The sequence below is a fragment of the Nisaea nitritireducens genome, from assembly GCF_014904795.1.
GTDB classification, from domain to species: domain Bacteria; phylum Pseudomonadota; class Alphaproteobacteria; order Thalassobaculales; family Thalassobaculaceae; genus Nisaea; species Nisaea nitritireducens.
The window spans coordinates 76,268-88,752 of sequence record NZ_JACZFS010000020.1 but is presented as its reverse complement, the minus strand read 5'-3'; the positions used below and the strand labels follow the sequence as shown (position 1 = coordinate 88,752).

Genomic DNA, 12,485 nt, shown 5'->3' with positions numbered 1-12,485 from the left:
GGGGGCCCGTTTGTGTTTAGAGGGGGCTGGCTCAGCTGCAGCCGGACGTCCCGCCGCAGGTGTCGCACTTCAGGCAAGTGCCGTTGCGGACCAGGGTGAAGTTGCCGCACTCGCCACAGCTTTCACCTTCATAGCCCTTGATCCGGGCTTCCCGGATCCGGTTCAGCTTTGCGTCGGTCGCGTCCATCACGCTTTCGGAGACCGTGACCGATGCGCTCTTCTGCACCGTTGTCGTCACTGTCGCTGCGTGTGTGGCTGCCGTTGCCATGACCGGTTGGGCATTGTCCGTTCCTGTAGCCTTCATCTGGTTAGACTGACCGCCCTGCAGCACCACCAGGTTCTTGCGGACATAACCGCGGCTGGTGATGGTGCCGACCTGCTCCATGAGCTGGGCCTTGGCTTTGTCGACGGCGTTCTCGTCGTCACCATCGCCGATCGCATCCGGCATCAGGTCGCTGGTGTCGACATGGCTGAGATCGTGGCGGTCGAGATAGGAGATCGCCAGCTCCCGGAAGATGTAGTCGAGGATCGAGGTCGCCATCTTGATGGCGTCGTTGCCGGTCACCATTCCCTGCGGCTCGAACCGCGTGAAGGTGAAGGCGTCGACATATTCCTCCAGCGGCACGCCATATTGGAGGCCGATGGAGACGGCGATGGCGAAGTTGTTCATCAGCGAGCGGAAAGCGGCGCCTTCCTTGTGCATGTCGATGAAGATCTCGCCAAGCTTGCCTTCCTCGTATTCTCCGGTCCGGAGATACACCTTGTGGCCACCGACATTGGCCTTCTGGGTGTAGCCCTTGCGGCGATGCGGCAGACGCTCACGCTCCGCGGCACGCTCGATGATCCGTTCGACGATCCGTTCTGCGACAACCGGCGCCTTGGCGGCGATCGGCGCTTCCATCAGATCTTCCATCTCTTCCTCGTCCTCGTCGTCAACGAGGGAGGAGGAGAGCGGCTGGCTCAGCTTGGAGCCGTCGCGATAGAGCGCGTTGGCCTTGATGCCGAGCTTCCAGGACAGGATGTAGGCGTCAGAGCAATCCTGAACCGTCGCCGCGTTCGGCATGTTGATGGTCTTGGATATCGCGCCGGTGATGAACGGCTGGGAGGCCGCCATCATGCGGATGTGGCTTTCGGTGGAGAGGAATCGCTTGCCGATCCGGCCGCACGGGTTGGCGCAGTCGAACACCGGCAGATGCTCGTCCTTCAGGTACGGAGCGCCTTCCAGCGTCATCGCACCGCAGACATAGGTGTTGGCTTCCTCGACCTGCTTTTTGGTGAAGCCGAGAGACAGCAGCATGTCGAAGGAGAGATCGTTCAGCTGATCGTCGGTGAAGCCGAGCGTATCACGGCAGAAATCCTCGCCGAGGGTCCACTTGTTGAAAGCGAACTTGATGTCGAAGGCGCTGGCCACCGCATCCTGAATCACTTTCACCTGTGCATCGCCAAAGCCTTTTGCCTTCAGGCTTTCCGGGTTGATGCCCGTGGCGCCTTCGAGCGTTCCGTAGCCGACGGCATAGCGGATCATCTCTTCGATCTGCTCTTCCGAATAGCCGAGGTTGCTCAAGGCTTCCGGCACGATCCGGTTGATGATCTTGAAGTATCCGCCGCCGGCCAGTTTCTTGAACTTCACCAGGGCGAAGTCCGGCTCGATACCGGTGGTGTCGCAATCCATGACCAGGCCGATGGTGCCGGTGGGGGCAATTACCGTGGTCTGGGCATTGCGGTAGCCATGCTGCTCACCGAGTTCCAGTGCTGCATCCCAGGCGGCGATAGCGGCCGCGTTCAGGTCCCGGTTCGGGCTGTTCAGGGCGTTCAGCGGCACCGGCTTGATCGCCAGCTCCTCGTAACCCTCATCCTCGCCATAGGCGGCGCGGCGATGGTTGCGGATGACCCGCAGCATGTGTTCGGCGTTCGGCTTGTATTCCGGGAACGTGCCCAGCTCGCCCGCCATTTCGGCAGAGGTCTTGTAGGCGATGCCAGTCATCAGGGCGCTGATGCCGCCGCAAAGCTCGCGGCCTTCGTCACTGTCGTAGGAAAAGCCGCTGGCCATCAGCAGGCCGCCAATATTGGCGAAGCCGAGGCCGAGGGTGCGGAAGTCGTAGGACAGTCTGGCGATTTCCTTCGATGGGAACTGCGCCATCAGCACGGAGACTTCCAGCGTGATGGTCCAGATCCGGGTGGCGTGCTCGAACGCTTCGATGTCGAAGCTGCCATCCTCATGCCGGAACTGCATCAGGTTCATGGAGGCGAGGTTGCAGGCCGTGTCGTCGAGAAACATGTACTCGGAGCACGGGTTGGATGCATTGATCCGTCCCGAAGCCGGGCAGGTGTGCCATTCGTTGATCGTGGTGTCGTACTGGATGCCCGGATCGGCGCAGGCCCAGGCCGCGTTGGAGACCTTGTCCCACAGCTCGGCTGCATTGACCGACTCGGAGATCTTGCCGTCGGTGCGGCGGATCAGGTCCCAGTTCTTGCCTTCGGCAACGGCTTCCAGGAAGTCATTGCTCACCCGAATGGAGTTGTTCGAGTTCTGGCCGGAGACGGTGAGATAGGCTTCGCTGTCCCAGTCGGTGTCGTAGGTCGGGAAGTCGATGGCAGTGAAGCCCTGCTCGGCGAACTGGATGACCCGCTGGATGTAGTTCTCCGGGATCATCGCCTTGCGGCCGCCGATAATGGCTTTCTTCAGGGCCCGGTTCTGCTTCGGGTCGAAGCGGGCAGCGCCCTCGGCACCGTCGGCATCGCGGCAGGCAGCCATGACTTCTTTCAGGTGCTTCTGGGCCAGCTTGGAGCCGGAGACCAGGGCGGCGACCTTCTGCTCTTCGCGAACCTTCCAGTCGATGTATTTCTCGATGTCCGGATGGTCGATGTCGACCGTGACCATCTTTGCGGCCCGGCGGGTGGTGCCGCCGGACTTGATGGCGCCGGCAGCCCGGTCGCCGATCTTCAGGAAGCTCATCAGGCCGGAGGACTTGCCGCCACCGGAGAGGGACTCGCCCTCGCCGCGCAGGCGAGAGAAATTGGAGCCGGTGCCGGAGCCATACTTGAAGAGCCGCGCCTCGCGGACCCAGAGGTCCATGATGCCGCCGTCATTCACCAGATCGTCACTGACGCCCTGGATGAAGCAGGCATGGGGCTGGGGATGCTCGTAGGCCGACTTGGAGCGCGTCAGCTTGCCGGTCTTGTAGTCGACATAGTGGTGGCCCTGTGCGGGGCCGTCGACGCCATAGGCCCAGTGCAGACCGGTATTGAACCATTGGGGGGAGTTCGGGGCCGCCATCTGCCGGCAAAGCATATGGCACATTTCTTCGTAATAGGTCTTGGCATCGGCTTCGGCGTCGAAGTAGCCGCCTTTCCAGCCCCAGTAGGTCCAGGTGCCGGCCAGCCGGTTGAAAACCTGCTTGGCGCTGCTTTCACCAACCGTGCGCTCATCTTCCGGCAGCGCCGCGATGGCGTCCTTGTCCGGGGTCATGCGCCACAGCCACGAGGGGACGTCAGCCTCCTCGAACGGCTTCAGGCGCGCCGGGATGCCCGCCTTGCGGAAATACTTCTGTGCGAGGATGTCGCAAGCCACCTGCGACCAATCGGCCGGGACTTCAATATCTGCATTCTGGAAAACAACGGATCCATCCGGGTTGCGGATTTCGCTGCTGGTTTTCCGAAATTCAATACCTGCATAAGGACCCTTCTTTGAGTCCGTAAACCGGCGTTCGATTCTCATACTTGGAACCCCCCGTTCCGTTTGGTCAGTGGCTATAGCGCTGACGCCACAAGATCTTGTGGCCAAGGGTTGAGACGATACTGGATTTGGCTTCCCGGAGGCAATGATAAATGAACCGTAAGGATGGAAAAAATGAATGTCGGCTCAATGTCCGCGGAATTCTGCGGAAATTGCCTGTCCGCAGCGAGCGTTAAAGTAAAATGGAAGTAAAATAAGAATAAATTCACCAATTCTATTAGGTGAATTAAGGGCGACGTGACCTGCTTCGGGTTGCGTGCTGCAATCCGGCGATCCAAAGTCTTGATTCCGCGATCAAGCTCCGCATTTCTATTAGAAGGCCCGTGCCAAGCCGTCGACCCAAATAATGCCGTTTTCGGTTTTCCGAATCAACATATTTTGTGCGCCGAAATGTCATAAAATCTACATCTAGTGTTTTTTCGCACTGTCGCCGTGCGATCCGGGCTTTTGCAAGGGGCGAGGAAAAGCAGGTCTTGCCCCGGGTTCCGGTGCTGTGGCTCACTCCCTGACATTGGCGATGCGGCGAATACCAGGTTTAGCGTGGAGGATAATAATGGACCCGACCCTTTGGCTCGCATTCACGGCAGCCTCGGCTTTCATGTTGGCGATCCCGGGGCCGACCGTGATGCTGGTCGCGAGCTACGCGATGGTGCGCGGACGGGAGTCCGGCTGGGCGACGGTGCCGGGTGTGGCGCTTGGCGATCTGGTGGCAATGACGGTGTCCTTGCTCGGCGCGGGCGCGATTCTGGCGGCATCGGCCGATCTCTTCACCGTGATGAAGTTGGCCGGTGCCGGATATCTCCTCTGGCTTGGTGTGCAGCTTTGGCGCAGCAAGCCAGAGCTTGCATCGGTTCAGGTCGGGACCGGGCGGCGCGACAAGCTGAGGATGTTCAGCAATGCCTTTGTGGTGACCGCTCTCAATCCAAAGGGCATCGTTTTCTTCGTGGCCTTCGTGCCTCAGTTCTTCGACCCGGCGCGCCCGATCGTGATGCAATGTGTCATCCTGATTGCGACCTTCGTGATTCTCGGTGCACTAAATGCCGTCTTCTGGGCAGTCATGGCCGGGACGATGCAAAACCGGTTTTCCAGTCCGCGGGCGCTCCGGATAGTGAACAGGCTCGGCGGAAGTGCAATGATCGGCGCGGGACTTCTGACGGCCCTGACGCGGCGTTCTGCCGTTTGAAGCGCAAAAATACAAAAACATAAGGGAGCGGACCAATGGCGATCATCAGATACAAGGGCGACTATAAGGCACTCGACGCGGCAGCTCTCGAACGCTGGAAAGGCGTGCCGCCGGCCGTCGCCGGGGATTGCCTGAACCGGACGGCCAGCATGGCGGGCCGTGTCTCCCCCCTGCATCCGGACATGCGAATCATCGGACATGCCCGGACAATCAGGGTGATGGCCGGCGACAATGCCTGCGTTCACGCGGCAATCCCGCTGATGCGGAAGGGCGAGATCATTGTGATCGACGCCGGTGGGAATCCGGATGTGGCCATCATTGGGGAAATCCTGGTGACGGCAGCCAAGCACAAGGGCGTAGCGGGATTCGTCATAGACGGAGCCGCGCGGGATGTGGCGGAGCTTCGTGCGGGAGATGTTCCGGTCTTTGCCTCGGCGTCCGTTCCGGCCGGACCGCACAAGGGGTTCGGTGGTTCGATCGACGGCCCGATCTCCTGCGGTGGCGTCCCGGTGCGGACGGGTGATCTTATTCTCGGCGATGCAGACGGTGTGACCGTCGTGCCGCTGGAGCAGGCGGGCGCGATTCTTGAAGCCGGCGAGGCGCATGTCCGCAAGGAGACGGACATGCTGGCGCAGCTTGCGGCCGGCAAGACGACAGCGGAGATGCTCGGGATTGAAATTCCGGAGATCACTGCGGAATGAAGCTTTGCGCGTCCGACTGGACTGCGCGGCTTGGGAATGACATATTCCGGCAACGTCTTGATGCAGGTGACAGGGTGGTTGGTCGATGGATATCGGCACGTCAATTTACACATGGCTTAACGGCCGCGAGGTCGGCCAGGACCAGTTCGGTAACCGCTATTACGAGCACAAGTCCGAACCGGCTGCTGGCTACAAGCGGAAGCGTTGGGTGATCTATAACGGGATCGTCGAAGCCTCGAAGGTTCCGGCGGAATGGCATGCTTGGCTGCATTACACAGCTGAAGCCCCGTTGGCGACCGATGACGATTTCGACTGGCAGAAAGAACATCTGCCGAATCTTACGGGTACCCGCTACGCCTACCGTCCGCCGGGGCATGTCCTCGAGGGTGGCAAGCGTGACGCGGCGACCGGAGATTATGAAGCCTGGACGCCGAACTGACGGTTTCCGGCTGTGCGAAGGCGTCGTTCCGGCGTCTTCTGGTTCAATCTGCTGAGGTCTCATGAAGCGCAATACGATCGAAACCGTTATTGGCGCCGTAGTGTTGCTGGTCGCCGGCATATTTACGGTATTCGCCTATATATCGGCGGATCTCAACACGCGTGGCGGCTATATCGTGACGGCAAGCTTCAACAAGGTTTCAGGCCTTGCCGTCGGCGGTGATGTCCGGATGAGCGGAATCAAGATCGGCACCATCGTCAGCCAGGAACTGGATCCGAAATCTTTCCTGGCCAAAGTGACCATGAACATCCGGGACGATATCGAGCTGCCGGCCGATAGTGCGGCTGCGATCTCGAATGAAAGCCTGCTTGGCGGGAGCTTTCTGGAGATCGTTCCGGGCGGCGACTTTGAAACGATAAAGAGCGGCGGTACTATCGAATATACGCAGGACCCCGTCGATATCGTCCAACTTCTCGGCAAGTTCATATTTTCGGCCAGTTCTTCCGCTACAAAGGAATAACTGGGCGAAATTGGTTGGGGCCGCTCCCATGCGACTGTCGAAGTGTGTGATTATCTGGGGGACGGCATTTCTGATCGCCCTGTCAGCTGGTGCCAATGCTCAGACACCGCCCCCCGAGCCCGGTTGGATCGAGCTTCCCATCGCGGTCCTGCAGGGGCTGGACAAGATCACGGCGCGAATTTCCACTTTTGAAGCGCAGGTGGGGGAGACGGCCACCTTCGGAACGTTCTCCATCACGCCCCGGGCGTGCCGCAAGCGGCCACCGACCGAAACACCTGAAAATGCCGCCTTCCTCGAAATCGACGAGAAGAAGCCTGACGAAGAACAGATCCGCCTTTTCACAGGCTGGATGTTCGCCTCAAGTCCTGCACTGAATGCTGTCGAGCATCCTGTCTACGATGTCTGGCTATTGGACTGCAGGAGTTCTTCAACGAACGGCCAGTCGTCCGGCCCCGAGTAGAATTCGGCTGGAAGTTTGATGGCTTCGGCGAGTTGGTCGCGGTAGTCCTGACGCGGAATTTCGATCGCTCCGAACTGCGCCAGATGCTCGGTGATGAACTGGCTGTCCAACAGAGTGAAGCCGGACGCCTTGAGTCGGGCTACCAGGTGGACAAGTGCAACCTTGCTTGCGTTCGGCTCCCGGCTGAACATGCTCTCGCCGAAAAAGGCGCCTCCCAGGGCTACCCCGTAAAGCCCCCCGACGAGCTTCCCTTCGCGCCAGCATTCGACGCTGTGACCGTGGCCCATCTCAAAAAGTGACATGTAGAGCCTGAAGATTTCTTCGTTGATCCAGGTATCGGGGCGCTCATCCCGTGGCTCCGCACAGCCTTCGAGCACGCCGCGGAAGTCCGTGTCGCAGCGAACGTCGAACCGCCGCCGCTTTACCTCCTTGCGGAGGCTGCGCGAAACGTGGAAGGCGTCAAGTGGCAGGACGCCACGATTTTCAGGATCGACAAAGAATGTGCGGGCATCGTCATGGCTCTCCGCCATCGGAAAGACGCCGATAGCGTAGGCCTGAAGCAACAGTTCTGGCCGCAATTGCGACATCGTGCCAGCGACTCCTCTGCGCCCTTCTGGGCGGTGGCCGTTCCGGTCAGGCTGGATCGGCGAGGAAACTCTTCTCTAGCCAGTGTATGTCGTATTCGCCGTTTATGAAATCGGGAGCCTGCGAGAGATCCTGATGCAGAGGCACGGTGGTCTCCACATTGCTGATCACAATCTCGTCCAAGGCCCGGCGCAGCCGCAGCAAGCACTCGTTTCTGTTGGAGCCATGCACGATCAGTTTGGCGATCAGGCTGTCGTAGTAGGGCGGGATCTGGTAGCCGGCATACAGTGCCGAATCGACCCTGACCCCGAGACCGCCCGGTGCGTGATAGTCGGTGACGCGGCCCGGTGACGGCATGAAAGTGCGCGGGTTTTCCGCGTTGATCCTGCACTCGATGGAGTGCCCGTTCAAAACCACGTCGTCCTGGGTAAAGGACAGCGTCGCTCCGGAGGCGATCTGAATCTGCTCGCGAACGAGGTCGATGCCGGTGATCATTTCGGTGATCGGGTGCTCGACCTGCAGGCGGGTGTTCATTTCGATGAAGAAGAATTCGCCGTCCTCGTACAGGAATTCCAGCGTTCCGAGGCTGCGGTAGTTCATCTTCGCGGTGGCACTGGCGGCAATGGCACCGATTTTAGCACGCGCGGCTTCATTCAGGGCTGGCGAGGGCGCCTCTTCCAGAACCTTCTGGTGGCGACGTTGCAGGGAGCAATCGCGCTCACCCAGATGAACCACATGGCCATGACCGTCGCCGACGATCTGCACTTCGATATGGCGCGGCTTGGAGAGATAGCGCTCCATATAGACTTCGTCGTTGCCGAAGGCCGCCGCTGCTTCACGGCGGGCCATATTGTAGGCTTCGCTGACCTCGTCCCGACTTTGGGCGATCTTCATGCCGCGTCCGCCGCCGCCGGCAGTCGCCTTGATCAAAACCGGAAAGCCGATCTCCTCGGCAGCCGCTTCAGCGGCCTCGACTGATTCGACGGGCCCGTCCGAGCCTGGCACACAGGGAATGCCCAGTGCCTTCACAGTCCGCTTGGCGATGATCTTGTCGCCCATGTCGCGGATATGCTGCGGCGAGGGGCCGATGAAGACAAAGCCGTGCGCTTCAACGATCTCGGCGAAATCCGCGTTCTCGGACAGAAACCCGACACCGGGATGGATGGCGTCGGCGCCGGTCACGGTGGCGGCCGTGAGAATGGCCGGAATGTTGAGATAGCTGTCCTTCGCAGCGGGCGGGCCGATACAGACACTCTCGTCGGCGAGGCGCACATGCATTGCATCCGCGTCGGCAGTGGAATGCACGGCAACGGTCCGTATACCCATTTCCCGGCAGGCCCGGTGAATGCGCAGGGCCACGTCGCCGCGATTGGCGATCAGGACTTTCTCGAACATTTCGGCTCCGGTCCGCTACTCGATCACGATCAGCGGCTGGCCGAATTCAATCGGCTGCCCGTTCTGAACCAGTACGTCCTTCACCGTCCCGGCGCGCGGCGCGGGGATCGGATTCATAACCTTCATTGCTTCGATGATCATCAGGGTCTGACCTTCGGTGACCCTGGCGCCGACCGAAACGAAGGGCGCCGAGTCGGGATCTGGGCCGAGATAGGCTGTACCGACCATCGGAGAATTCACCGCGCCTGCAATATCTGCAGGAGCGGTATCCGCGACGGGCGCGACTGGAGCCGGGGCAGGCGCCGCGACCACGCTGGCCGCCTGCTGTACGGCCGGCCTGGCCACGCGGATCCGCCAGTCGTCCTTCGCATATTCAAGCTCTCCAAGGCCGGTCTCTTCCAGGAGGGCGGCGAGCTTTCGTACGAGTTTGCTGTCAATGTCGTGCGACAAAGGGGTCTCCGGGTTCGTTCAGGTGCGATCAAGTATCCGCGCCATACCATCGAGGGCCAGGACATAGCCCTGGGTTCCAAGGCCTACGATGATTCCTTCGGCGACGGAGGAAATATACGATGTATGGCGGAAGGGTTCGCGCCGGTGAATGTTTGAAACATGGACTTCGATCACCGGCAGATCGGCCACGCGCAAAGCGTCGTGAATGGCGACGGAGGTGTGCGTGTAGGCGCCCGCATTGATAATGATCCCAGACGCGCTGCCGCGCGCTTGCTGGATGATCGTCACCATTTCACCTTCGAAGTTCGATTGCCGGAAATCCGTCGCCAGCCCAAGTGTTGCGGCATGGTCGGCACACATGGCATCGACATCGTCCAATGTCTCGGCCCCGTAGAGCTCCGGCTCCCGGGTTCCAAGCATGTTCAGATTTGGGCCATTGAGAATAAGTATTTCCGGGCGTTCGGACACTATGCTCGCCTGCATCTCAGTTTCGAAGGTTATATCACGCGGTCCGGCTGACGCAATCGGAACCGGCAGCTTCACAGCCTAATATAACGGATCCTTGGAATACATGGTGAGAGTGGCGTTGCCTACCTTAATTCGGGTGCCGTCGTTTCTGTAAGTGGCTTTCTGGGCCGGTGTTTCTTGTCTGGTGCGACCCGAGATCGTGTCGGTTACTTTTGTGCATCCGAGGATCGTATCCAGCTCCCCCTTGGCGCCGGTCATGGGCAGAAACAGGCGCTGGACCATGACATTGCGCTTGTCATGCAGGGTTTGTGCTCCAATGGTGTGGACAAGATGTCCGGCCTCAAGGCAGTCATCCAGGCGCTCTTTCAGAAGATTAGCGGTTTTACTGGACAGGAAATCGTTCAGCGAGCGACCCCGCAAACCCTGACCATACAGCGTATTCACGGCTTCACCCACGAGGCAATAGCGGTAGCTATTCAGGTCCGGTTCGCGTTCGCAAATCCAGACAAACGGGAGCGCCTGACCAAGCTCAAGCGGTTCAATCGATTTGCGCGCCGGATAGGCGTCGCCATTGCACCACGCGAACCATCTTTCCACCAATTTCCCTAATGTCGGGTCGTCGATGTTTTCGAGTATTTGGCTCATTGCCTGAACTCTTTCCAAGAGCTTGGACGTGGTTCAGAGCGCGAGTGCGCGAACCTCTATTGGAATCCGGATATCATGCCGTAATGGTTGTGGCAATAAACCCCGTGTAGAAAATATCAGCCCAAAAGTCTTGAGGCGGTAATATTTACGTTGGCGGAGCGGTTGTCATGCTTCTAGCTTTTTTTGTCAATTTTTCCAGCAATTGAATTAAGTCATCTTTCTCTTTTTCGTTGAGTGCCGACGAAAGGTAAGTTTCTCTTTCGAGGGCGATCGGCACGATTTGGTTGTAAATCTTCGAGCCGCTATCGGAAAGGGACAGAATCGCGCGGCGTTTGTCTTCAGGATGGACCTGTTTCCGAATATGCCCCGCATCCAATAATTTTGCTGCAGCGCGACTAACCTGAACCTTGTCCATCGCCGCCCGTTGTCGAATGTCATTCGACGTCATTGGCCCGTCACTGCCGAGGATTGCCACGAGCCGCCATTCGGGGATGCTGATATCGAATTCCGACGCGTACAGCTTCTGGATGCTGCCGGAGACCAGTGACGAGAGTAACGCCAGCCGATACGGCAAAAAACTGTCGAGAGCGAACGATGCCGGCTCTTGCTCCGGCCCCGTCTCCGCTACTGAGTTGCCGGAGGTATCGGCGCTGCTTTCTTGACTCTTCACGCGCAATCTCTAATTAGTTTCATATGTAACTAAATATGGCCTGTCCTGACGTTCCGTTCTCGCCCGTTTGCTGTCAAGGCGGGACCGAAGTCGTCACCAGGCCGGAGGAGACATTCATGGCATCCGAAACGCTTCCCCCAATCCCGGGCGGCACCATCGAGAACCCGATGGCGACCGACGGCTTCGAATTTGTTGAATATACCGCACCCGACCCGGAAAATCTGAAGACGCTATTTCGATCTCTTGGCTTTACGGCAGTCGCCCGTCACCGGTCGAAGGATGTAACGCTTTTCCGCCAGGGCGGTGTCAATTTCATCGTCAACGGAGAGCCGGACAGTTTCGCGCAGTCCTTTGCCCGCGTTCACGGACCGTCCTGCTGCGCCATCGCGTTTCGGGTAAAGGACGCCGCGGCGGCCTATGACCGCGCCCTGAAGCTCGGAGCACGGCCGTTCGAAGGCAAGGTGGGACCGATGGAGCTGAACATTCCGGCGATCCACGGTATCGGTGACAGTCTGATCTATCTCGTCGACCGGTATGGCGAGCAAAGCATTTACGACGTTGATTTCGTACCGTTGGACGGCGTGGAGCAGGTACCCGCGGGGGCCGGTTTCACAATGGTCGACCACCTCACCCACAACGTGCATCGCGGGCGCATGGATGTGTGGGCAAACTTTTACGAGAAGCTCTTCAATTTCCGTGAGATCCGCTATTTCGATATAGAAGGCAAGCTGACGGGCCTGAAGTCCAAGGCGATGACCAGTCCGTGTGGCAAGATTCGTATTCCGATCAACGAATCCTCCGACGACAAATCGCAGATCGAGGAATACCTCAACGCCTACAAGGGCGAAGGTATCCAGCATATCGCGATGGCGACCGATGATATTTTCGCCAGCGTCGACGCGCTCAAGGCTGCCGGCTCCAAGTTTATGGCCCCTCCGCCCGACACATATTATGAAATGCTGGACAAGAGATTGCCCGGACATGGCGAGAATGTCGCCGATCTGAAGCAGCACGGCATTTTGATCGATGGTGCGCCAACCGAGGATGGTGGATTGCTCCTGCAAATCTTCACCGAGACCGTCATAGGCCCGATTTTCTTCGAGCTTATACAGCGCAAGGGGGATGAAGGATTCGGCGAGGGCAACTTCAAGGCGCTTTTCGAATCCATCGAACAGGATCAGGTGAAGCGCGGGGTTCTCAACGCTTGATAGAAGGGCCTTGACCGGGCGGCCA

General features: G+C 59.2%; 13 protein-coding genes. 6 read left to right on the top strand and 7 right to left on the bottom strand.

The window, feature by feature from the left end; genetic code table 11:
• Positions 1-31: 31 nt before the first annotated feature.
• A complete protein-coding gene (locus IG629_RS08820; protein WP_193171583.1) occupies positions 32-3,718 on the bottom strand; it encodes a vitamin B12-dependent ribonucleotide reductase in 3,687 nt (1,228 codons plus the stop codon).
• A 571-nt stretch (positions 3,719-4,289) separates the two neighbouring features.
• On the opposite strand from IG629_RS08820, the gene IG629_RS08815 reads away from it, so the two are divergent.
• From IG629_RS08815 to IG629_RS08795, 5 genes are all read left to right on the top strand, one after another.
• Entirely contained in the window at positions 4,290-4,919 is a 630-nt protein-coding gene (locus IG629_RS08815) for a LysE family translocator (RefSeq protein WP_193171582.1), read from the top strand.
• A 35-nt stretch (positions 4,920-4,954) separates the two neighbouring features.
• A complete protein-coding gene (locus tag IG629_RS08810) occupies positions 4,955-5,620 on the top strand; it encodes an RraA family protein (RefSeq protein ID WP_193171581.1) in 666 nt (221 codons plus the stop codon).
• 85 nt (positions 5,621-5,705) lie between these two features.
• Complete coding sequence (locus tag IG629_RS08805) at positions 5,706-6,059, top strand: NADH:ubiquinone oxidoreductase subunit NDUFA12 (RefSeq protein ID WP_193171580.1); 354 nt, start codon at positions 5,706-5,708, stop codon at positions 6,057-6,059.
• 61 nt (positions 6,060-6,120) lie between these two features.
• On the top strand, positions 6,121-6,579 hold the full coding sequence (gene mlaD / locus IG629_RS08800; protein ID WP_193171579.1) for an outer membrane lipid asymmetry maintenance protein MlaD: 459 nt from the start codon (positions 6,121-6,123) through the stop codon (positions 6,577-6,579).
• 28 nt (positions 6,580-6,607) lie between these two features.
• Entirely contained in the window at positions 6,608-7,039 is a 432-nt protein-coding gene (locus IG629_RS08795) for a DUF2155 domain-containing protein (protein ID WP_193171578.1), read from the top strand.
• On the opposite strand, the gene aat is transcribed toward IG629_RS08795, so the two are convergent.
• The 6 genes from aat to IG629_RS08765 all read right to left on the bottom strand — a co-directional run bounded on the left by aat (position 6,973) and on the right by IG629_RS08765 (position 11,252).
• A complete protein-coding gene (gene aat / locus IG629_RS08790) occupies positions 6,973-7,626 on the bottom strand; it encodes a leucyl/phenylalanyl-tRNA--protein transferase (protein WP_193171577.1) in 654 nt (217 codons plus the stop codon). The genes IG629_RS08795 and aat overlap by 67 nt on opposite strands.
• 46 nt (positions 7,627-7,672) lie before the next feature.
• The gene (gene accC / locus IG629_RS08785; protein ID WP_193171576.1) at positions 7,673-9,019 is read right to left on the bottom strand and encodes an acetyl-CoA carboxylase biotin carboxylase subunit; all 1,347 of its coding nucleotides are present in this window, start codon (positions 9,017-9,019) and stop codon (positions 7,673-7,675) included.
• A 15-nt stretch (positions 9,020-9,034) separates the two neighbouring features.
• Positions 9,035-9,469 carry an acetyl-CoA carboxylase biotin carboxyl carrier protein gene (gene accB / locus IG629_RS08780; RefSeq protein ID WP_193171575.1) on the bottom strand — a complete coding sequence of 145 codons (435 nt, stop codon included), beginning with the start codon at positions 9,467-9,469 and terminating at the stop codon, positions 9,035-9,037.
• Between the two features lie 18 nt (positions 9,470-9,487).
• A complete protein-coding gene (gene aroQ, locus IG629_RS08775; RefSeq protein ID WP_319025049.1) occupies positions 9,488-9,937 on the bottom strand; it encodes a type II 3-dehydroquinate dehydratase in 450 nt (149 codons plus the stop codon).
• Positions 9,938-10,015: 78 nt separating this feature from the next.
• Positions 10,016-10,582, bottom strand: coding sequence for a PAS domain-containing protein (locus IG629_RS08770; RefSeq protein WP_193171573.1), 567 nt, complete (start codon positions 10,580-10,582; stop codon positions 10,016-10,018).
• Between the two features lie 145 nt (positions 10,583-10,727).
• Positions 10,728-11,252 (bottom strand): MarR family winged helix-turn-helix transcriptional regulator, encoded by a 525-nt coding sequence (locus IG629_RS08765; RefSeq protein WP_193171572.1) that lies wholly within the window; start codon positions 11,250-11,252, stop codon positions 10,728-10,730.
• Positions 11,253-11,368: 116 nt separating this feature from the next.
• Between IG629_RS08765 and hppD the strand changes: the two genes are divergently transcribed.
• Positions 11,369-12,460 carry a 4-hydroxyphenylpyruvate dioxygenase gene (gene hppD, locus IG629_RS08760; protein ID WP_193171571.1) on the top strand — a complete coding sequence of 364 codons (1,092 nt, stop codon included), beginning with the start codon at positions 11,369-11,371 and terminating at the stop codon, positions 12,458-12,460.
• Positions 12,461-12,485 lie beyond the last annotated feature (25 nt).

Coding starts and splice junctions, on each gene's coding strand:
- IG629_RS08820 (WP_193171583.1), bottom strand. CDS start 3,718: ATGAGAATCGAACGCCGGTTTACGGACTCAAAGAAGGGTCCTTATGCA.
- IG629_RS08815 (WP_193171582.1), top strand. CDS start 4,290: ATGGACCCGACCCTTTGGCTCGCATTCACGGCAGCCTCGGCTTTCATG.
- IG629_RS08810 (WP_193171581.1), top strand. CDS start 4,955: ATGGCGATCATCAGATACAAGGGCGACTATAAGGCACTCGACGCGGCA.
- IG629_RS08805 (WP_193171580.1), top strand. CDS start 5,706: ATGGATATCGGCACGTCAATTTACACATGGCTTAACGGCCGCGAGGTC.
- mlaD (WP_193171579.1), top strand. CDS start 6,121: ATGAAGCGCAATACGATCGAAACCGTTATTGGCGCCGTAGTGTTGCTG.
- IG629_RS08795 (WP_193171578.1), top strand. CDS start 6,608: ATGCGACTGTCGAAGTGTGTGATTATCTGGGGGACGGCATTTCTGATC.
- aat (WP_193171577.1), bottom strand. CDS start 7,626: ATGTCGCAATTGCGGCCAGAACTGTTGCTTCAGGCCTACGCTATCGGC.
- accC (WP_193171576.1), bottom strand. CDS start 9,019: ATGTTCGAGAAAGTCCTGATCGCCAATCGCGGCGACGTGGCCCTGCGC.
- IG629_RS08770 (WP_193171573.1), bottom strand. CDS start 10,582: ATGAGCCAAATACTCGAAAACATCGACGACCCGACATTAGGGAAATTG.
- hppD (WP_193171571.1), top strand. CDS start 11,369: ATGGCATCCGAAACGCTTCCCCCAATCCCGGGCGGCACCATCGAGAAC.